Raw genomic sequence first — 19903 nt, forward strand, 5'->3', positions numbered from 1 at the left:
TCAATTATTTTAAAAACAACTTCCGTACCGCTGTTTTGCCATTACTATTTATTTTCATTAAATAAACCCCTCTTTTTAGCGCGGTCAAATCCAGTTCTTGCTTGCCTCTAAGGTTATCTTTTTGCAATACTTCACGACCTAACAAATCCATAAAGCTTAAATCATAAGCTTGGGCAAAATCTACGTTTAACACGGTGGTAACCGGGTTAGGGTAAAACACAAAGCCGTTAAATACGGCATCCTCTGTAATAGCAGTTTTAAAGAAATTGAAGGTGGTTGAAAAAGAATTGCAACCTTGGCTGTTTTTTGCTTCTACCAAATAGGTTCCGTTTACAGTAGGCGTAAAGGTTTGCGCTGTTGCCCCGGCAATAGGCTTGCTATCTTGATACCATTGGTAGCTTGATGCACTGGTATTTGCATCTAAAGTATTACCGCTTTGCGAGATAACAGGCCTGGATGGCGTAGGCGAAACAGGCACCACTAAAGTTTTTGCCGTGCCGGCGCAACTGCCATTCATGGGTGTAACTTTGATGGTTACGGCACTGTTTTCAAAAACAATATTGTATTGCGTTTGGCTTTGCTGTGTTTTGGTATTGGTACCGGTAATTTCCCATACATAGCTTGTTGCACCATCCGCTTTAACTGTGTAGGCTGTTACACGGTCCGTACAGCCACTGCTTGGCCCGGTAATGGTAAGCTCGCCCGGAGGCGTGCACTGCGCTTTTACAATTGCGCTGCTTAAGCTGAGAACAAATAGGATAGGTAGTATTTTTTTCATATTTATTTTATGAAGTTTAAAGTTATGACGAAGCATAAGCGTTCATCAGGAAAAACCAAATAAAGTTAGGCAATTTATTTTCTCAAACAATATGCGTTTTTCTGGTACTTATACCTATATAAACCTAAAATAGATACATAATTGTTATTTTTGCAGGATGAAATTACCAATAGTAGCATACGGCGACCCTGTTTTAAAGAAGCTTGCCACAGATATTGATCAAGATTATCCGAACCTCAAAGAGTTGATTGATAATATGTTTGAGACAATGTATGCTGCAAGTGGGGTAGGTTTAGCTGCGCCACAGATTGGTTTGCCCATCCGTTTATTTGTGGTAGATGCCAGCCCGTTTGCAGACGATGAACCTGCTTTAGAAAACTTTAAGAAGGTGTTTATTAATCCCGTTATTGAAGAAGAAAGTGGCGAGAAATGGGATTTTAACGAAGGTTGCCTAAGCATCCCAGATATTAGGGAAAACGTGAACCGCCACCGCGATTTAAAAATCAAATATTACGACGAACAATTTACTTTGCACGAAGAAGCGTTTACAGGTTTAGCTGCGCGGGTAATACAGCACGAATATGACCACATTCAGGGCAAGCTGTTTACAGACCGGATTAGCCCTTTACGTAAAACCATGCTTAAAAACCGTTTAGATGCAATTGCGAAAGGTGCGGTGCGCGTAGATTATAAAATGCGCTTTCCTTTAGCCAACAAAAGAAAAAGATAAGCCCGCTTATTTTTTATCGCGCGATTTATTTCCTTCTGTAATTTGTTTAATTAGCGCGCCCCAGGCCAAAGGGTTTAACAGCGGGTTGGTGTAAACCATGTGGCTGTTGTTAAGTTTGTTGTGGTTATACTGGAAACTGTTGGTGTTATACTCGGCACCGTCGCGCGGTAAAGACATATACAAGTCGCGCAAGCTTTCTTTAGAAAGATTTTTTTTGGCTATTTCTAAATCATCGTCCGCAAACTTCATCGTTAAAAAGTCTTTGTTAAACTCGTCAATGCTGGCCCATGGAAAAATAGTTACCGTGGGCAGCTCAATATTGTCTGGTTTTAGTTTAATTAGGGCGGTAAACTTTTTATTAGTCAGGTTTTTTGGGATGTTTAAGGCCAGTTTTTTGTAGCCAACGGCGGTAAATAAGATGCTATCGCCCTCATGCACTACAAAGGAAAAGTAGCCTTTATAGTTTGCCGAGTAGTTTTTGCCTTCTGTGATGTTTCTGATGGTAACGTAAGGCACAACAGAATTGCTGTCTTTATCATATATCACTCCAGAGAATTGAGCAATAGGAGGTTCTTGCTGGGCAAAAGCGCCCAAGCCGGTAAAAAACATTAGTAACAAAATCAGATATTTCACTTCGCTAAAATATTCAAAAACAAGATCACTTGTTGTGGGATATTGTTAATGTTTGTTAAACAAAAGAGCCTTCTCTTTAAAAACGAAAAGGCTCTTTAAATGTTTTTTATATAAATAATTTTACCTGTTTGGTGGCATTACTGCATGAGGCGAATCCATCGGAGTTAAGTTAACCGCTTCAACCGCAGTAATTTCTGGCACCGCTTTTTTTACTGCCTGCTCTATACCTGCCTTCATAGTCATAAAACTCATAGGGCAAGATTCGCAGGAGCCCAATAGTTTTAGCTTCAACACCTTCTCGTCTGTTATCTCCAAGATCGAAACGTTTCCTGCATCAGCAATTAAGTAAGGCCGTATGGTGTCTAATGCCGCTTCTACTTTTGCTAACAGATTTTCTTGATCACTCATCGTTATAATATTTTATATAAAAATAAAGATTTATTTGTAAACCTAAACCGTAGCAGCATTTTTTGCTTGGCTGTTTTGGATAGCAACTTGCTGCGCTACACGCTGTGCCAAATCAATAAAAGCCAGCGCAATTGGATGCTCGGTTTGCAAAACCACCGGCGTTCCGTTATCACCGGCTTGGCTTACATTTTGCACCAGAGGCAGCTCGCCTAAAAATGGTGCATTATACATTTCTGCCAATTCTTGTCCGCCGCTTTTTCCAAAAATATAATATTTGTTGTTTGGCAATTCTTCTGGCGTAAAGTACGACATGTTTTCTACCACGCCCAAAATGGGGATATTAATGGCGTCCATACGGAACATGCCTATCCCTTTTTTTGCGTCGGCTAAAGCTACCTGCTGTGGCGTTGTAACAATCACGGCACCAGAAATAGGAAAACTTTGCGCAATAGTGATATGGATATCGCCGGTGCCGGGAGGCAAATCAACCACTAAATAATCCAATTCGCCCCAATCTGCATCGTTAAATAGTTGCTTAACTGCGTTTGAGGCCATTGGTCCACGCCAAGGCACGGGCTGGTTAGGGTCGGTAAAAAAGCCTAAAGAAAGCAATTTGATGCCGTATTGCTCAATAGGCTCAATACGGGTTTTGCCGTTTACTTCAGATGCACGAGGTTTTGCGCCCTGTAAATTAAACATGATAGGCACAGATGGGCCATAAATATCTGCATCTATTAAACCTACTTTTGCACCGTTTAATTTTAAAGCTAAAGCTAAGTTTGACGCAACTGTTGATTTACCAACGCCACCCTTGCCAGAAGCTACAACGATAATATTTTTAATATTACCGCTTAGCTGCTGTGGCGGAGCAGTAACCCGGCTGGTCATTTTGATGTTGATAATGGCATCCTGACTAACGAAATGTTTAATTGCGTTACGGCAGGCGTTCTCTAGCATTTCTTTTAACGGGCAGGCCGGTGTGGTTAATACAACAGAAAAACTCACATTATTCCCCTCAATTACCAAATCTTCAATCATCCCTAAAGTAACAAGGTCTTTTTTCAGATCCGGATCTTCCACGTTTTTAAGCGCGGCTAATATATTTTCTTTGGTAATGGACATTTTATTTAATTTATGCCGAATTTACGAAACTTACAATGATTAGCCCGATTCGGCGTTGTTTTTGACACAAAACCGAGAAACGTAAAAATTATCTTTGGAAAGTTTTTCGCACGCCAACAAATGAAACAAGCATACCAAAAGCCTTTTTTTAGAAGATACCAAAAACCCATACTTATCAGCGTAGCCGTTTTAATTATACTGTTTTTAACGGCAGGCTTTATTGCATACAACAAACGCGAAGCTTTACTGAAAAAGGCGGTTGCAAAAGGCCTTGCCCAAGCCAAAAGCAAGTACAACCTTAATGTTAACATTGGCAAGTACGGCTTTGTTGGGCTCACCACAGTTTATTTTGAAGATATAGCCGTTACGCCCGAAAACCGTGCGCGCTTTGCCCAGGTGAAAGATTTGAAAGTTGGGGTCAAGATTTTTCCTTTATTATTTGGCCACGTGAGGATATCTGAACTTGCCACGCACAATGCCCTTATTTCTTTAGTGAAGAAAGACAGCATCAGTAACTATGATTTTTTATTTAAAAAGAACGCCAAAGATTCGGTAAAAACAGAGAAGCAGAGCGACTTATCCGAGCTGGCTAACAAGTTGTTGAACAAAGCTTTGGATAAGATACCGGACGATATGGACGTAAGTAATTTTGAGCTCACGTTTGACCAAGATACCACGCATTTTGGATTAAAAGCAGATAAAGCCACCATTAAAGATGGCGAAGTAAACTCTGTGATCAAGCTAAACAACAAAGAAGCCGTTTGGCATGTGGTGGGCACGGCAAATCCATCTCATCAACAATTGGATTTAAAGCTTTTTGCAGATAAACAACAGGTGAAAGTTCCGTATCTGGATAAAAAATATGGCTTAAAAATTAGTTTCGATACGGTGCGTACTATTATGCGCAGCGCTAAAAGAGTAGGCGATGAATTTGAGATTGACGGTACTTGGTACGTGCGCAATTTGGTATTAAACCATCCTAAAATTGCGCCAAATGATGTGATTGTAAAATCTGGGTCTATTGATGCCAGTTTGTTGGTGGGCAGTAATTATGTGGCTTTAGATAGCAGTTCGGTAGTTAATTTAGGGAAGGCGCAGATAAATCCTTATCTAAAACTAACGTTTACCAAGAAGAAAATCGTCGAACTTAAAGTGCGTGCTTATGACCAGGTGGCCCAAGATGTTTTTGATGCTTTTCCGGTTGGATTGTTTGAGTCTGTTGAGGGTATTAAAGTCCAGGGCAAACTGAATTACGCGTTGGATTTTTATTTGGATACCGCAAAACCCGATGGCGTGGTGTTTTCATCCGGTTTAACCGGAAGCGATGACTTCAGGATTTTGCGCTTTGGCAAGGTAAACTTCCAAAAAATAAATTCGCCTTTTGTATATACGCCCTACGAAAAAGGAAAGCCCGTGCGCGATATTATGGTGGGGCCAAGTAATCCAAATTACACGCCTTTGCAGTCTATTTCGCCCTATATGCGCAACGCGCTAATCAGTTCGGAGGATCCAACTTTTTACAGCCATAAAGGTTTTGAAGAAGAGGCCATACGTAAATCCATCGCTACAAATTTCAAAGCAAAATCGTTTAAACGCGGTGCCAGCACCATATCAATGCAATTGGTGAAAAACGTGTTTTTAAACCGCAAGAAAACCTTATCGCGCAAGTTTGAAGAAATTTTGATCGTTTGGCTTATCGAGAACGAACATTTGGTTAGCAAAGCCCGCATGTACGAGGTTTATTTGAACATTATAGAATGGGGCAACAATGTTTACGGTATTGGTGAAGCTGCGCATTATTATTTTGGGAAGTCGCCGGCAGAACTGAGCATTGGCGAAGCCATTTATTTGGCTAGTATTGTGCCTAAACCTAAAGCGTCTTTGTATAAATGGCAGCCAGATGGTTCGTTAAAGCCATATTTAACCGGCTATTTTAATTCTTTAGGTAAACTGATGGCTATAAGCGGATACATAGAACGGGATAGTAGCAACTATGGATTTTGGAACGTACGCTTAAAAGAAAGTTTGCGCAGGCAAATTGCCCCAGATGATTTTGTGCCGGATAGTTTACTGGATGATGAAGATAATGAAAGCGGTTTTTTCAACCTCAGTATCTTTAAAAAGCGCCAGCCTCAAGATTCTATTGAAAAGAAGGAAACATTTTTGAAACGCTTGTTTGAGCCAGATGATAAAGCCAAAGACAGCGTACAAAAAACGCCAAAGGAGCTAAGGCAAGAAAGGCGTGAGCAAAGGCGCAGCCGTTAGTCATCCCCAAATTCCATAAATTTTTGCTAAATTATTAGCCTTAGGTATAATGCTTGTAAGGTTAACTAAAAAACAATTTTTATGGCAAGACACACTTATGATACTGGCCTGGTAGGCAACTGTTCTTTTTTAGCGCACATTCACAAAAACACCGACGTAAAGTGGATGTGTTGGCCGCGTTTTGATAGTTCTTTTGTGTTTGGATCAATGCTAGACGATGAAGAAGGTGGCGAATTTTCTATTAAGCCTTCGGGCGCGTTCACATCGCATCAGTATTATCTGGAAAATACCAACATCCTTTGTACCGAAGTAACAACAGAAACAGGCACCTATCGCGTAACAGATTTTGCACCACGTTTTCATCAATACGACAGGTATTTTAAACCCTTGATGCTGGTGCGTAAAATTGAATTGATAGACGGCAACCCACACATCAAAATAGTTTGTAAGCCGGTTTATAATTACGGCAAAACTAAGCTGAAAGCCATTAGAGGAAGTAACCACGTAAACTTTGAGGGATGTGGCGAAAACATGCGTTTAACTACCGATGCTACCATATCTTACATTGTAGAAGATCAGTACTTTATTTTAAAAGATACCAAATATGCGATTTTAACCTTTGGCGAACCTTTGGAGGCAGGGGCACAAGTTACAGCCGAAAGGTTTTTGAACGAAACTACCCAGTATTGGCGAACATGGGTTAAACGCTCATCCATCGGAGAGTTTAACCAAGATTATGTCATCCGCTCTGCTTTAGCCCTAAAAATACATCAATACGAAGATACCGGAGCCATTATCGCGGCAAGCACCACCAGTTTACCCGAATTTCCCGGCAGTGGGCGTAATTGGGATTACCGCTATTGTTGGTTGCGCGATACTTATTATGTAATTACCGCTTTGCACCACATAGGGCACTTTGAAGAAACCGAACGGTATTTCGACTACATCACCGATATTTCTTTTGAAGAAGGTTTGCGCTACCAGCCCCTGTACAGTATATCGCGCCAAAAAGATTTAACAGAAAAAATTGCCGATAATTTAAAAGGTTATTTGGGCAATGGGCCGGTGCGCATAGGCAACCAAGCTTATGAGCATATCCAGAATGATATTTATGGGCAGGCTTTAATTTCTTTGTTGCCGCTTTATACCGACCATCGCTTTGTTTTTAGCGAGCGGAAAGATTCGGCGCATTTGGTACAAATGGCCTTAAAGCGGATTGAACATACTATAGACGAGCGCGATGCCGGAATTTGGGAGTTTAGAAACAGCGCCTACATGCATTGTTATAGCAATTTATTTCAGTGGGCGGGATGTAATGCCGCTTTTAAGATAGCGCAAACTATTGATGATAAAGAGCTGGAAGAAAAAGCCAAGCGACTGATGCAACGCGCCGCAGACCATATAGAAGCTTGTTATGATCCGGTGAGGAAAGTATATACGCACGCCGTAGGAAGCCCGTATCTGGATGCCAGCACCTTGCAGCTGATTATGATGAACTATCTAGACCCAGATTCCCAAAAAGCAAAGGACCATTTGGCAGCTCTAGAAAAAGAACTAAAAACGCCCGGAGGATTGTTTTACAGGTACCTGCACGAAGATGACTTTGGCAAGCCCGAGAGTACCTTTTTAATTTGCGCTTTTTGGTATGTAGAAGCCTTGGCCTGCGTTGGCCGCATTAAAGATGCAGTAAGGGAGTTTGAAAAATTGATGCCTTACGCCAACCATTTACGCTTATTTAGCGAAGATGTGGACGAAACCGATGGCAGTATGTGGGGGAATTTTCCGCAAGCGTACAGCCATGTTGGGTTAATGAATGCCGCTTACAGAATTTCCAATAAATTGAATAAACCCTTGTACCTACCCTCAAAGGCTTTGGAGTAGGTTACGGGCTTCAGCAACATTTTTGAGGTAGTAATTTGCCTCAGAAATGCTGCTTCCTATTTTTATCGTTATTGCAATGTCGTTTATTGCCGCAAAAATATCTTCATCTGTATGGTCATCGCCCATGGCTAAAATAAAATCAAATTCTTTGTTGTAAAGATATTCTAAGGTGGCTTTGCCTTTGTTTATTTCTGCATTTTTAATTTCTACCACCTTGTTGCCGGGCAACAGCTGCAAATTAATTTCGCGGGTAAAATAGCGCATATTGCTAATTAGTTCATTTGCGCGCAACTCTCCCAAACCTTTTTCTACTTTACGGTAATGCCAAGCCAAAGAGTACTTTTTCTCTTCAATAAAACTGCCGGGCGTACGGTCCGAGTAGCTTTCTAACATCGGCCTCACAGTGCTTTTCCATTTATCAGAAAGGTTGGGTGTTTCTGTCCATTGCTGGCCATCAACTTTGCGCCAAGCGCCATGTTCTGCAATTAAATCCACCGGCATGTGACCAAACCATTGTTCTAAATTATCGTGCTTTCTGCCGCTTATAATCACCACTTGGTTGCGGTCGTCATTACTTAATTTGGTGATTAGTTGGTAAAGTTCTTGATCTGGCGAAGCATCGTTAATGTTAGCTTTAAAGTTTACCAAAGTGCCATCGTAATCCAAAAATAAAGCACGCTTTTTGGCGGCGCTCATTTTAGCACCAAAAGAAGCCAATAAATCTTTGTTCACATGCCTAGCCCGTCTTGATTGTTCTGTCTCTTTTACTTCTTTCAGTTGGTCCATAAATATTTTTACCCAGTGTTTAATATCAAATTTTGTAACCGTTTGTTTTAAGCTCTCCATACGGCTTGTTTGTTCGGAGGCGGGCATCTCTAAAGCCTCCACAATAGCATCGCTAAGTTCGCCTAAATTGTTTGGGTTTACAATTAGGGCGTCTGTAAGTTCTTTGGATGCGCCTGCCATCTCACTTAAAATCAATACACCATCATTATTTGTACGGCTGGCAATATATTCTTTGCTCACCAGGTTCATACCATCCCGCATAGGCGTTACCAAGCATATTTCAGATTTGCTGTACAAGGCAGAAAGTTGCTCAATTGGGAAGGACCGGTAAAAGTAATGGATAGGGTGCCAGCTTGCCGTGCGGAAGCGGGCGTTAATGTTGCCCACCAATTTATCTATCTGGTCCCGCAGTTCGGCGTACTGAGGGATGGTGTCGCGGGATGGCACTACAATCATGTGAAGGCATATCTGCTCTATATATTTTGGATGGTCCAGCAATACTTTCTCAAAAGCTTGTAGCCTTTGTGTAATGCCTTTGCTGTAATCTAAACGGTCAATAGAAAGCACTATTTTTTTGCATCCAAGCGCGTCATCGTAGTTTTTTATAATTTCTAAAACTTCAGGGCTGGATGGCAGGCTGTTGAATTTGTCCGCATCAATCCCCATCGGAAAGGCATCTACGGTAATGTTACGGTCGTCCGTATGGATAACGTTAGCGGTAGTTTGTACCGGTAAAAGCCGTTCGGCCGCACTGGTAAAGTGGCGCACGTCATCAAAAGTATGGAAGCCAATTAAATCCGACCCTAACATTCCGTCCAGCAAGTTTTTGCGCCAAGGTATTAGGCGAAAAAGTTCGTACGAAGGGAAGGGGATATGCTGGAAAAAACCTATGGTGGCATCCGGAAGTTCTTGCCTAACCAATCCCGGCAACAATAAAAGTTGGTAATCGTGTATCCAAATCACATCGTTTGGCTCGGCAAAAGCCAAAACCCTTTCTTTAAATTTCTGATTAACAGACTGGTAACTATCCCAATAGCTCTGCTCGTACTGGGCGTAGGTAGACATGTAGTGGAAAATAGGCCAAAGCGTTTCGTTAGAAAAGCCTTCGTAATAAAGGTGGATTTCTTCTTCGCTTAAAAAAACAGGAGCTAGATTTTCTTTTGATAAGCGGTCTTTTATAATACTTTCGTCTTCTTTAGGCACATCCATTCCGCACCAGCCTATCCATAAGTTGTTGCCTTGTTTATAAACCGAACCTAACCCGGTAGCCAATCCTCCTTCGCTCATTTTCAGCTCATAACTGCCATCTTCTCTGCTTATTTTAACGGGTAGCCGGTTAGATACGATAATTGTTTTGCTCATATATGCTTTTTTAGTAGTGTACTATAACCTAACAATAACCCAACCAAAAGCCTATGAAAGTGTTAAAAAAGTGAAAAAATGTTAAAAAACTGGCGTGTTTTTAACAAAAATAATTTTTTACTGGCGTGTTTTTTGTTTAAATGATAATTTAATATTTGTGCTATGATTAAACTTGTTTCAGAAAACGATTTTTGGGGAATTCCTAACTGGCTGTTTGACATCATCATTATTGTAGTAGCAATACTGGCGGGCTTGGTTTTAAAGTATATTTTAATGGCGCTAACGCGATATTATAAAAGCCGCAGCACCTTCTCTTTCTTAAGATCGTCAGTGTTGCACCTGGGCCGTCCACTGAATGTTTTTTTGCCTCTGGTTTTCTTAAACATCACCAAAACATTGATGGTTTTGCCGCCAAGAATGCTGGCAGTTTATTTTAAGCTTTTAGAAATTGGACTGATTGTAGCTTTTGCCTACATATTGGTAAATTTAATCGACGTTTTCCAAGACTTTGTTTTTTCCTCTTATGATTTAAAAAAAGCCGATAACCTGCGCGAGCGGAAAGTGCGCACCCAATTGCAGTTTATCCGGAAAATTTTGGTTGCGGTAGTGCTTACATTAACCGTGGCTGCGGTGTTGTTTAGCTTTGAGGGTATGCGAAAACTTGGCGCAGGGTTGTTAACCGGTGTGGGCGTAGGCGGTATCATCATCGGGTTTGCAGCGCAACGTTCTTTATCTAATTTCTTGGCCGGACTTCAGATTGCGTTTACCCAACCCATCCGTATAGACGACGTTTTGGTGGTAGAAGGAGAATGGGGCAGGGTAGAAGAAATTACCCTCACCTACGTTGTGGTAAATATCTGGGATCAGCGCCGGTTAATTTTGCCCATTAATTATTTTATAGAAAAGCCTTTTCAAAACTGGACACGTACCAGCGCAGAGATATTAGGGACGGTGTTTATTTACGCAGATTACAGTTTGCCTTTAGATGCTTTGCGTGCCGAGTTTGACCGCTTGGTAAGCGGCCATCCCCTATGGGATAAAAAAGTAAAAGTGGTACAACTTACAGATGCCAAAGAAAATGTGGTAGAAATAAGATGCCTTGTAAGTGCGGCCAACTCGGGCCAAGCGTTTGATTTGCGCTGTTTTGTGCGCGAAAATCTAATCCATTTTATCCAAAAAAATTATCCTGAATCTTTACCTAAAGTAAGGGCGAGCTTAGAACCTATCAAACAGCTACCATCATCATAGCGTCAATATTGAAGGGATCTTCTATTTTAGATGTTTAAACATTTATTTTTGTGTTTAAACATTTAAAATGATGGAACAAGTTATAGAATCACTAAAATGGCGTTACGCAACAAAATCGTTCGACGCTGATAAACAACTGTCAGAATCGCAGTTAAACATTTTAAAAAACGCAGTTCAGTTGGCGCCAAGCTCATTTGGTTTGCAGCCGTACCAAGTGGTGGTAGTGCAAAATAAAGAGGTGAAACAGCAGTTAAGAACTGCCGCTTTTAATCAGACGCAGTTAGAAGATGCCTCGCATATTTTTGTGTTTGCCATTGAAAAACAATATGCAGCTAAACATGTAGATGCGTTTATTGCTAACGTAGCCAACACCAGAAACACCAGCGTAGAAAGCTTAAAGGGCTTTGAAGATTTATTGAAAACAACCGTCAATTCCAGGTCAGCCGAGGAGCTAGACGCTTGGAACAGCAAACAAGCCTATATTGGTTTGGGTATTTTGTTAGAAACCGCTGCGCTTTATAATATTGATGCCTGCCCAATGGAGGGTTTTAATGCGACAGAATTTAACAGGATTTTAGGTTTGGATGAGCGTAATTTGCATGCGGTTGCCATTGCTGCTGTAGGTTTTAGGTCGGATGACGATAAATATCAGCATTATGCTAAAGTGAGAAAATCGTACGACGATTTATTCATCCATATTTAACACAGAACAACTCGGGCAATAGCTTAAAAGCTTTGCTTGAGTTTTTCTATTGCGTTTTGTAGCCTATTCAATTGGCTAACCTCAACGTTTTTCATCGGGATTTTTATCTCCTCCAACATCTCGTCTACATTTCCGTTTTTATCGTTATACGTCTGATAAATTACCGTTTCTTCCGGAAATTTTAGCACCAGCCAGCCTTTGGTTTCATCACCTAAATACTCCAAATCTTTCAGCTGATCTAGCTTTACGCTGTAATATTCGGTTTTATCGTTATTGATGCGGCGGTACCGTACAAAACCATTTTCAGAAATTTCAAAACTGGCGCTTTTTGCCCCTGCTTCTTGCTCGGCTTGGTGCATTTTATATTGCGCTATCACCTCTTGCTTAGCGGCAGACAAACTCAGCTCATCCGCATTTTGCAAAAGAAAGGAGCCTATAACAATCAGCAAGTTAGGGGAAAGCGACAAAGCCATAGCTAAAATTATTTCAAAGCCGCGCATTGCTGAAATTAATTTATCCACTTTTTAACATCAAAATGAAGATGCATTAATTAGGCTAATTGAAATATAACGTATTTTTGTGCATGATTAATCCACAATCAAGGGTATGGATATACCAAGCCAACCAAGAGCTTAATAACGATGTACTGCAGGAAATTTCTGCAATTTTAAATCAGTTTACCACTTCTTGGACTGCCCACAACCAAGCTTTAAAGGCTTTTTTTGAGATAAAATACAAACGCTTTATTGTTTTAGTTGTTGATGAAACACAGGCCGGCGCAAGCGGTTGCTCCATTGATAAATCGGTACATTTAATGAAAGAGCTGGAGCAGAAATACAACATCAGCCTTTTAGATCGGTTTAATATTGCTTACCGCGAAGGTGATACCGTAAAATCTACCGACCGTGCCGGATTTGAGAAATTGCTAGAGCAGGGAGTCGTAAATGCATCGACCATCGTGTTTAACAATATGGTGAGCACTTATCAAGATTATCAGAGCAATTGGGAAACGGCCGCTGCAAAAAGTTGGCACAATAATGTTTTTGCACTGTAATCGCGTTTTACAGGTTTAAAATTCTATTTTGCCCAAATTACGCATGTTGCGCAGTATCAGATATTGGCGGTGCGATAAATAATTGGTAGGTTTCGCCGGCGACCATTTTCTGGGATTGGGCAAAACAGCAATTAACAGGGCGGCCTGTGCTTTAGAAAGGCTGCTTGCAGATTTTCCATAATATTTTTGGCAGGCTTTTTCTGCACCGTACACACCGTCGCCCATTTCAATTACGTTCAGGTAAACCTCCAAAATGCGGTTTTTGCTCCAACAAAGTTCTATCAAAAAAGTAAAATAGGCCTCAAAACCTTTGCGGATGTAAGAGCGTCCGGGCCAAAGAAAAACATTTTTTGCCGTCTGTTGGCTAATAGTGCTGCCACCGCGTAGCTTTTTGCTTTTTTGGTTTTTCTTAAAAGCTTTTTGCATGGCTTCAAAATCAAAACCGTTGTGTTGCATAAAATTGGCATCTTCACCGGCGATTGCTGCTTTTTTGAGGTTGTTAGATAGCTCGTCGAAACTTAGCCACTGCTTATCTATTTTAAAGCTTTTGCCATCGGCTTTACGCTCAAAACCGCGCTGCACCATTAAATAGGTGATGGGCGGATTTATAAACTTGTAAAGCAACACCCAGCCTAAAGTAATTCCCAAAAAATAAAGCAATATTTTAAGCATCCATTTGGCAAGGCGCTGTCCTAAAGTGTTATGTTTTTTTGATTTGGGCATATGGGGCGAAAATAAAAAATGCTTCCTGAATTAACAGAAAGCATTTTATGAATTGCTGTTAAGCTTAGTTACTCGGCTACAACATTAAAAGGAACTTGTACTTTAACCTCTTTGTGCAAGTTTAAGTTGGCCACATATTCGCCAACAAATTTCACGTCAGATTCAAAAGTAATTCTTCTTCTGTCAACCTCAAAGCCTAATTTTTTCAATGCATCAGCCACTTGGATTGTGTTTACTGCACCAAATATTTTACCGCTTTCGCCTGCTTTAGCGCCAATGTTCAAGGTAACACCTTCTAATTTAGCGGCAGTAGCTTCTGCGTCTTTTTTGATTTTCTCTTGTTTAAACTGAGCTTGTTTAATGTTTTCAGCTAAAACTTTTTTTGCCGACTCGGTTGCTAAAATAGCCTGTCCGGTAGGGATTAAATAGTTACGACCAAATCCAGGCTTTACGTTTACGATATCGTCTTTTTCGCCTAATTTTTTTACGTCTTGTTTTAAAATGATTTCCATGTCAGCCCCTCCTTATTTTAAACCATCAGTTACAAATGGCAATATGCCTATGTGGCGAGCTCTTTTAACAGCCTGCGCTACTTTACGCTGATATTTCAAAGAAGTGCCAGTTAATCTGCGAGGTAAAATTTTACCTTGGTCGTTGATAAACTTTAACAAAAAGTTGGCGTCTTTGTAATCAATGTATTTGATACCGTTCTTTTTGAAACGGCAATATTTTTTTCTGTTGTCCTCCACCTTGGGAGCAGTAACATACTGGATTTTGTCTTGTGCCATTAGTTTGCAGCCTCCGCTTTGTCTTTTTTCTTGTTAAAAGCACCGGTACGCTTTTTCTCGTTGTAAGCGATAGCGTGCTTGTCTAAACTAACTGTTAAAAATCTCATTACACGCTCGTCACGTTTTAATTCGATTTCAAATTTGCCGATAACCTCACCTGCGCATTTGTATTCGGTTAGGTGATAGTAGCCAGTCGATTTTTTTTCGATCGGATACGCTAGTTTTTTCAAACCCCAATTGTCTTCCATAACAATTTCGGCTCCGTTATCAGTAAGAACTTTGGTGAATTTTGCAATCACCTCTTTTGCAGCTTCTTCTGATAACAACGGGGTAAGAATGATAGTGGTTTCGTATTGATTCATTACTTACAATATTGTTTTTTAAACTCCGCTTTTTTGCGGGACTGCAAAAGTATGGATTACTGGCCTGAAAAACAATAATTTGGAAAAATTATTTAGGCAACAACATAAAGGCATTAGATGTACGCGTAATTTTTCATAAAATATGGTAATAGTTTAGATATTCCTTGCACCGTTTTTGATAAATTGAGAGCCTATACATAAGCAATCCATTTTATGAGAATACCAATCACCAGAAAAAATGTTACGGTTATGCCCGATGCCAAGAGGGTTATTGCGCGTTTCTTTTATAATGGCGAAGAACGCGCCAGAGAAATTTTGGCACATATTGCCAGTATGAGCGATTTGGAGGTTTACAACCTGATTAACCCCATTTTACAGGAGTTTTCTAAACGCCACCGTAACATTACTAAAATTTTAAACCGCCATGCCGAAAAGCTGATACGCGAAGTGCCAGATGTGGCCGATGAAGTTCAAAGCGTATCGCATTTTAGGCGTTTGCTTATTGGTGCTTACTTTACACATGAATATTCCATAGAGTCAGCGGCGTTTTTTAATCCATCAATTATTGAAGACCCAGATCAGTCTGATTTGGAGGAAGGAGAAAGAAGGCTAATCATCAGTTTTAGAGCGGTAGGTGAGGGACATATTTCTTCTATAGTGTTCAGACGGGCATTGCTAAAACGCAATAACGACATTGAAGTATTGCCAGCCGGGCGCTACGTAGACGAGGCAGAGATTGTAAAAAACAACGTTTACCACAAGCCCTTGTTTTTAGAGAAGGTGGAAGACGCGTTAATATCTGAACGTACCCTGGAAATTGCAAACATCCACTTGGAAGAGCGTTTTGATTACAAAAGCCTAAAACTGACCATAGAAAAATTGCTGTTGGATGAAACCCTAGACAAAACCGGCACCGAGCTGGAAAAACTGCTTTGGCTTGCCGACTCGTACCACGAGATTATTTTCTCTTTAGACACCGATATTTCTGACCGTATTATTTATCCGATTACAGAATACGAGCGTAAAGGCATAGAAGATGCACGTTTTGTGAAGTTTACTAATGATGATGGTTCAACCAAATATTACGCAACCTACACGGCCTACGATGGGCATACCATTATGCCAAAGCTGTTAGAAACTACCAATTTTACAGATTTTAAAGTGAGGCCCATGTATGGCCAAGGGGCTAAAAACAAAAACCTAGCGCTTTTTCCGCGTAAAATAAATGGCAAATACGTGATGATGTCGCGTATAGATGGCTGGAACAATTACATCATGTATTCAGATAAAGTAAACATCTGGACAAACCCTATAAAGCTTCAGGCACCAAAGTATTTTTGGGAATTTGTACAGATAGGCAATTGCGGTTCGCCGATAGAAACCGAACACGGCTGGTTAGTGGTAACGCATGGCGTAGGCGCAATGCGGAGGTATTGTTTGGGCGCCAGTTTATTGGATTTAAACGACCCCAGCAAAGAAATTGGGCGTTTAAATGAGCCTTTGCTTATCGCCAATAAAGATGAGCGCGAAGGTTATGTGCCAAATGTGGTGTATTCTTGCGGTTCAATTATCGCTAACGGAGAGCTAATTATCCCTTACGGTTTGTCCGATTATTCTTCTTCTTTCATGTCCGTAAATGTGGAGGCATTGATAGAGCGTTTATTGAACGACCCGATAAAATAGATGTATGGAGAAGGGTTTTAAAAGCTCTTCTCCAGTATTTTATAGTAAAGTGCCAAATAATTTTTAGCCATTGTTTCTGCCGAAAAGCGCTCGCGCGCAGTTTCTGCAACTGCTACATGATCTATCTCCGAAAGTCTTTCTACAGCTTTTACCGCGCTATCAACATCATCCACCAAAAAACCCGAAACACCGTCTTCTATCAGCTCGGGCATACTGCCACGGTTAAACGCAATAACCGGGGTGCCACACAACATTGCTTCTGCCACGCTTAAGCCAAAAGGTTCGTCAAAGTTTATCGGATGTAAAAGCGCAGCAGAAGCTCCCATAAGCTCATTTCTTTTATCAGGCCCGGCATGGCCGATGAATACAATGTCGTCATCCAGTTGTGGCTCTATCTCCTTTTTAAAATAATTTTCATCCTGCACAATCCCGGCAATAATTAATTTCCGATTGCTTTTTTTAGCAATCGCTATCGCTTCAGCAGTTCCCTTATCGGGATGTATGCGTCCAAAGAAAAGCAAATTATCTTCCTTGCTTTCGCTGATGCTGAAATTGCTAAGGTTTAAGCCATTATAAACAGTGGCTAAATAGTGTAGTTTAGGATGGCGGTCGGCATTGCTGATGGAAACGTAGAAAGTATTGTTGTTATATTTTTGATAAACGGGCACAATATGTTCTGATGAAAAACCATGAATAGTGGTGATCATGGGCGTGCGGATGAGCTTGGAATAAGTAAGCGGCAAAAAATCAAAATGATTATGGATAATGTCAAATCCGTCGGCTTTCTCCATCAAATTGCTGATATGCAGGCATTCCAGCACTTTTGCATCTTGTCCTTTTTTAGTTTCGTAGCCTTGTTCAACAACGGCATCCAGCTTTCCGGCGGTGAGGGAATCCGCGCTGGCAAATAAAGTAACGTCCACACCTAGTTTTAAAAGCTCTTCGCACAGGTTAGAGGCCATTTGCTCCCAAGGTCCATAATGCACCGGTGGCGTTCGCCAGGCCACCGGAGATAAAACTGCAACCTTCATTTAATCACATTTTTCAGAACGGACAGCCTCATTAAACAAATACTCCTTTTCCTGCGCTTTTAAAACTGTCAAGTGCGAAATAAAATAAGCCAATGTGCTTTCTGCGCCCTGGTTCCTATTTAAGCCGTGCGGCGTTAAACCATCGCAACAGCCATTTGTTTCATGGTCATACAGCGGTATGCGCAAGGTGTTTTCGCCTAAGAACCATAGGTAGCTTTTAAACATTTTTTGGATAAAGCGGGTGTCTTTCGTGGTTTCAAATGCTTGGAAGTACATCATCACGGCCGCCATTGTTTCAATAGCCTGTTGGTCAAAAATAGCTTTAGTGCCATTTTTATACAGCCACCCATCATTGCCAATTGGGCTGTAGTAACCGTGGCTAAGCGTTTGTTCATCTAAGAAATTCAGGGTTTGCATCCCCACCTCTTTATAAATATAGTTGTTGCTTACCTCATAAGCCTTTAATAAGGCTAAAGGTAAAATGGCGTTGTCGTAGGTCATTTTCTCTTCAAACCAGTGCCAGTTAGTAGCTCGGTTTGCTTCGTAAGCGGCTACTAGTTTATCCGCCAAAATCATCATCTTGAATTGTAAATTCTCATCCGGATACGAGTTTAAATAGTGTGCTAAACCGATGATGCTATTTGCGTAGCCGCGTAAATGCTCCAGGTTATCCAAATGTTGCAGAGAGTTGAAAAATAGTTCGCGTGCAAATTCTTTGTACGAGTTGTTTGGCGAATTGCAAATCATAAAGCCTAAAGCCCAAAGCGTACGCCCGTAAGAGTCATCGGTGCCAACCTCATCCAGATACTCGCGTTTAAAGCTTAAAAAGTTCCTGAAATTGCCGTTATCGCACTGCATGTATTGGATAAAGCTGAGGTATATAGGCAGTAAATCTAATGCCTCTTTAGATTTGTACTGATCGTAAGCCATCAACGCCATAATTAACGCCCGGCTATTATCATCCATACAATAACCTTCTTTTAAATTAGGGATGCCGTAGCGCGCATGTTGCACAATGCCAGTATCATCTGTTAAACGTTTCACATAGTCCAGCGTGAAAGTAGGCAGTAAATCTGTATTTAAATGAAAGTTTTCTACCGGCGCTTTAGGCTCATAACTGTCGATGGCCTCTTTTGCCAAAGATTTATACAAACCGCCAATTTTAGGGTAACGCAAACTTAAGCCATAAGAATATGCGTTATCGCGGATGGTTCTCAGCTTATTATCATTACTTAATAGATCATTGATAGTCTGCGCAAGCGCCTCATGATCGTTAAAAGGGAACAGTTTTCCGCGGTTATCTGCAAGCAGCTCTTGCGCGTGCCAATAAGGGGTTGAAACTACTGCTGCCCCGGCGCCCACTGCGTAGGAAAGCGTGCCACTGGTAATTTGCGCCTCATTTAAATAAGGCGTGATGTAAATTTCTGCCGCACGTAAATATTTGGCCAGCTCATCTTCAGAAACAAAGCTGTTAATGAAATTAACATTGCGGCTAACGCCTAAATCCGACGCTAGTTTTTTAAGATAATCGCGATATTCTTCGCCCTGGTTTTTTAAAATGTGCGGGTGGGTTTTCCCAATTATGGTATAAACCACATCTGGGTGTTTGGCAACAATGGCCGGTAAGGCTTTTATTGCTGTTTCTAAGCCTTTGTTTCTTGAGATTAATCCAAAAGTTAATAAAGAACGTTTGCCCGGCAATAGCTTAGGTTTATTGATGATCTCTTCTAAATCATCTGCATAGTCTGGCACGCCATGGTGTATCAGCGCAATTTTCTCTTGCGGGATACCGTAAATATCTACTAAAAATTGTACGGCTTTCTCGGCCATCACCACAATTTTTGACGATTGTTTCGCAATATCTTGGATAATGAGTTTTTGCAGATAACTTGGTTCTTTTAATATAGTGTGTAAAATAGAAATCAGCGGTTTTTCTAAACGGTTTAACAAAGGCAGTACATAAACGCCGCTGTCGCCGCCGTAAATCCCAAACTCGTGCTGCATAATGCAAACATCCGCAGGGCTGTTATTAATGAAATTTGCAGCTTGGATATAATCTTTCTGGTGCTGTTGCCTAATGATGTATTTGACCTCTTTTCCGTACGCGTATTGTTCTAAATCGTCGTGATCGTTAATGGCAACCACATAGCTGTCTTTGTCGCCATTGCTTAAGTTTTTAGCTATAGCCGATTTTAAATTGGCGTTAAACGTAGCTAAACCGCAGGGGCGTGGCATGTAAGTGGAGATATATGCAATTTTCATGATGGTAAATATTTTAAAAAAGTAGTGATGGTACTCCCATTGTTATAAAAGCTGTGCCAATTCGATATTTTGATCTTAAAAAAT

Annotated in this window: 19 protein-coding genes; 7 read left to right on the top strand and 12 right to left on the bottom strand. The window is 40.8% G+C overall.

Annotation, left to right across the window (positions count from 1 at the left end):
- Positions 1 to 4: 4 nt before the first annotated feature.
- Positions 5 to 778: a T9SS type A sorting domain-containing protein gene (locus tag BCY91_RS05140; RefSeq protein WP_182995308.1), complete on the bottom strand. Its 774-nt coding sequence runs from the start codon at positions 776 to 778 to the stop codon at positions 5 to 7.
- Positions 779 to 935: 157 nt separating this feature from the next.
- Here BCY91_RS05140 and def point away from each other — a divergent pair, with 157 nt between their 5' ends.
- Positions 936 to 1508: a peptide deformylase gene (gene def, locus BCY91_RS05145; RefSeq protein WP_120180954.1), complete on the top strand. Its 573-nt coding sequence runs from the start codon at positions 936 to 938 to the stop codon at positions 1506 to 1508.
- 6 nt (positions 1509 to 1514) lie between these two features.
- On the opposite strand, the gene BCY91_RS05150 is transcribed toward def, so the two are convergent.
- The 3 genes from BCY91_RS05150 to BCY91_RS05160 form a co-directional block, all read right to left on the bottom strand.
- A complete protein-coding gene (locus BCY91_RS05150; RefSeq protein ID WP_120180955.1) occupies positions 1515 to 2141 on the bottom strand; it encodes a carboxypeptidase-like regulatory domain-containing protein in 627 nt (208 codons plus the stop codon).
- Between the two features lie 120 nt (positions 2142 to 2261).
- Positions 2262 to 2549, bottom strand: coding sequence for a NifU family protein (locus BCY91_RS05155; RefSeq protein ID WP_120180956.1), 288 nt, complete (start codon positions 2547 to 2549; stop codon positions 2262 to 2264).
- A gap of 42 nt (positions 2550 to 2591) precedes the next feature.
- Entirely contained in the window at positions 2592 to 3671 is a 1080-nt protein-coding gene (locus tag BCY91_RS05160; RefSeq protein ID WP_120180957.1) for an Mrp/NBP35 family ATP-binding protein, read from the bottom strand.
- Positions 3672 to 3791: 120 nt separating this feature from the next.
- On the opposite strand from BCY91_RS05160, the gene BCY91_RS05165 reads away from it, so the two are divergent.
- Entirely contained in the window at positions 3792 to 5936 is a 2145-nt protein-coding gene (locus tag BCY91_RS05165) for a transglycosylase domain-containing protein (RefSeq protein WP_120180958.1), read from the top strand.
- A gap of 81 nt (positions 5937 to 6017) precedes the next feature.
- Positions 6018 to 7817, top strand: coding sequence for a glycoside hydrolase family 15 protein (locus tag BCY91_RS05170; protein WP_120180959.1), 1800 nt, complete (start codon positions 6018 to 6020; stop codon positions 7815 to 7817).
- On the opposite strand, the gene BCY91_RS05175 is transcribed toward BCY91_RS05170, so the two are convergent.
- On the bottom strand, positions 7800 to 9965 hold the full coding sequence (locus BCY91_RS05175) for a bifunctional alpha,alpha-trehalose-phosphate synthase (UDP-forming)/trehalose-phosphatase (protein WP_120180960.1): 2166 nt from the start codon (positions 9963 to 9965) through the stop codon (positions 7800 to 7802). The genes BCY91_RS05170 and BCY91_RS05175 overlap by 18 nt on opposite strands.
- A 162-nt stretch (positions 9966 to 10127) precedes the next feature.
- On the opposite strand from BCY91_RS05175, the gene BCY91_RS05180 reads away from it, so the two are divergent.
- Together BCY91_RS05180 and BCY91_RS05185 are read left to right on the top strand one after the other, a co-directional pair.
- The gene (locus tag BCY91_RS05180; protein WP_120180961.1) at positions 10128 to 11213 is read left to right on the top strand and encodes a mechanosensitive ion channel family protein; all 1086 of its coding nucleotides are present in this window, start codon (positions 10128 to 10130) and stop codon (positions 11211 to 11213) included.
- A gap of 67 nt (positions 11214 to 11280) precedes the next feature.
- Positions 11281 to 11916 carry an NAD(P)H-dependent oxidoreductase gene (locus tag BCY91_RS05185; protein ID WP_245989007.1) on the top strand — a complete coding sequence of 212 codons (636 nt, stop codon included), beginning with the start codon at positions 11281 to 11283 and terminating at the stop codon, positions 11914 to 11916.
- A gap of 23 nt (positions 11917 to 11939) precedes the next feature.
- Here BCY91_RS05185 and BCY91_RS05190 read toward each other — a convergent pair whose 3' ends face one another.
- Complete coding sequence (locus BCY91_RS05190; RefSeq protein WP_120180963.1) at positions 11940 to 12416, bottom strand: hypothetical protein; 477 nt, start codon at positions 12414 to 12416, stop codon at positions 11940 to 11942.
- Positions 12417 to 12499: 83 nt separating this feature from the next.
- Here BCY91_RS05190 and BCY91_RS05195 point away from each other — a divergent pair, with 83 nt between their 5' ends.
- Positions 12500 to 12970 carry an ABC transporter ATPase gene (locus BCY91_RS05195; protein WP_182995309.1) on the top strand — a complete coding sequence of 157 codons (471 nt, stop codon included), beginning with the start codon at positions 12500 to 12502 and terminating at the stop codon, positions 12968 to 12970.
- Between the two features lie 15 nt (positions 12971 to 12985).
- On the opposite strand, the gene mtgA is transcribed toward BCY91_RS05195, so the two are convergent.
- From mtgA to rpsF, 4 genes are all read right to left on the bottom strand, one after another.
- On the bottom strand, positions 12986 to 13693 hold the full coding sequence (gene mtgA, locus BCY91_RS05200; RefSeq protein ID WP_120180964.1) for a monofunctional biosynthetic peptidoglycan transglycosylase: 708 nt from the start codon (positions 13691 to 13693) through the stop codon (positions 12986 to 12988).
- Positions 13694 to 13761: 68 nt separating this feature from the next.
- Entirely contained in the window at positions 13762 to 14205 is a 444-nt protein-coding gene (gene rplI / locus BCY91_RS05205; RefSeq protein ID WP_120180965.1) for a 50S ribosomal protein L9, read from the bottom strand.
- A 12-nt stretch (positions 14206 to 14217) separates the two neighbouring features.
- Positions 14218 to 14481: a 30S ribosomal protein S18 gene (rpsR, locus tag BCY91_RS05210; protein WP_017257843.1), complete on the bottom strand. Its 264-nt coding sequence runs from the start codon at positions 14479 to 14481 to the stop codon at positions 14218 to 14220.
- A complete protein-coding gene (gene rpsF, locus BCY91_RS05215; protein ID WP_120180966.1) occupies positions 14481 to 14843 on the bottom strand; it encodes a 30S ribosomal protein S6 in 363 nt (120 codons plus the stop codon). The genes rpsR and rpsF overlap by 1 nt, the downstream gene beginning before the upstream one ends.
- 213 nt (positions 14844 to 15056) lie before the next feature.
- Here rpsF and BCY91_RS05220 point away from each other — a divergent pair, with 213 nt between their 5' ends.
- On the top strand, positions 15057 to 16526 hold the full coding sequence (locus BCY91_RS05220) for a glycoside hydrolase family 130 protein (protein WP_120180967.1): 1470 nt from the start codon (positions 15057 to 15059) through the stop codon (positions 16524 to 16526).
- Positions 16527 to 16543: 17 nt separating this feature from the next.
- Here BCY91_RS05220 and BCY91_RS05225 read toward each other — a convergent pair whose 3' ends face one another.
- Positions 16544 to 17557: a glycosyltransferase family 4 protein gene (locus BCY91_RS05225; RefSeq protein WP_120180968.1), complete on the bottom strand. Its 1014-nt coding sequence runs from the start codon at positions 17555 to 17557 to the stop codon at positions 16544 to 16546.
- Complete coding sequence (locus BCY91_RS05230) at positions 17558 to 19819, bottom strand: glycosyltransferase family 4 protein (protein ID WP_120180969.1); 2262 nt, start codon at positions 19817 to 19819, stop codon at positions 17558 to 17560.
- Between the last annotated feature and the right edge of the window lie 84 nt (positions 19820 to 19903).

Origin of the sequence: Pelobium manganitolerans (assembly GCF_003609575.1) — a bacterium.
GTDB lineage: Bacteria > Bacteroidota > Bacteroidia > Sphingobacteriales > Sphingobacteriaceae > Pseudopedobacter > Pseudopedobacter manganitolerans.

Bases quoted from the DNA above. Each gene is read 5' to 3' on its own strand.
- BCY91_RS05175 (WP_120180960.1), bottom strand. From the start codon at position 9,965: ATGAGCAAAACAATTATCGTATCTAACCGGCTACCCGTTAAAATAAGC.
- BCY91_RS05225 (WP_120180968.1), bottom strand. From the start codon at position 17,557: ATGAAGGTTGCAGTTTTATCTCCGGTGGCCTGGCGAACGCCACCGGTG.
- mtgA (WP_120180964.1), bottom strand. From the start codon at position 13,693: ATGCCCAAATCAAAAAAACATAACACTTTAGGACAGCGCCTTGCCAAA.
- BCY91_RS05155 (WP_120180956.1), bottom strand. From the start codon at position 2,549: ATGAGTGATCAAGAAAATCTGTTAGCAAAAGTAGAAGCGGCATTAGAC.
- BCY91_RS05230 (WP_120180969.1), bottom strand. From the start codon at position 19,819: ATGAAAATTGCATATATCTCCACTTACATGCCACGCCCCTGCGGTTTA.
- BCY91_RS05140 (WP_182995308.1), bottom strand. From the start codon at position 778: ATGAAAAAAATACTACCTATCCTATTTGTTCTCAGCTTAAGCAGCGCA.
- BCY91_RS05180 (WP_120180961.1), top strand. From the start codon at position 10,128: ATGATTAAACTTGTTTCAGAAAACGATTTTTGGGGAATTCCTAACTGG.
- BCY91_RS05165 (WP_120180958.1), top strand. From the start codon at position 3,792: ATGAAACAAGCATACCAAAAGCCTTTTTTTAGAAGATACCAAAAACCC.
- BCY91_RS05190 (WP_120180963.1), bottom strand. From the start codon at position 12,416: ATGCGCGGCTTTGAAATAATTTTAGCTATGGCTTTGTCGCTTTCCCCT.
- BCY91_RS05195 (WP_182995309.1), top strand. From the start codon at position 12,500: ATGATTAATCCACAATCAAGGGTATGGATATACCAAGCCAACCAAGAG.
- rplI (WP_120180965.1), bottom strand. From the start codon at position 14,205: ATGGAAATCATTTTAAAACAAGACGTAAAAAAATTAGGCGAAAAAGAC.
- BCY91_RS05160 (WP_120180957.1), bottom strand. From the start codon at position 3,671: ATGTCCATTACCAAAGAAAATATATTAGCCGCGCTTAAAAACGTGGAA.
- def (WP_120180954.1), top strand. From the start codon at position 936: ATGAAATTACCAATAGTAGCATACGGCGACCCTGTTTTAAAGAAGCTT.
- rpsF (WP_120180966.1), bottom strand. From the start codon at position 14,843: ATGAATCAATACGAAACCACTATCATTCTTACCCCGTTGTTATCAGAA.
- BCY91_RS05220 (WP_120180967.1), top strand. From the start codon at position 15,057: ATGAGAATACCAATCACCAGAAAAAATGTTACGGTTATGCCCGATGCC.
- BCY91_RS05170 (WP_120180959.1), top strand. From the start codon at position 6,018: ATGGCAAGACACACTTATGATACTGGCCTGGTAGGCAACTGTTCTTTT.
- BCY91_RS05185 (WP_245989007.1), top strand. From the start codon at position 11,281: ATGATGGAACAAGTTATAGAATCACTAAAATGGCGTTACGCAACAAAA.
- rpsR (WP_017257843.1), bottom strand. From the start codon at position 14,481: ATGGCACAAGACAAAATCCAGTATGTTACTGCTCCCAAGGTGGAGGAC.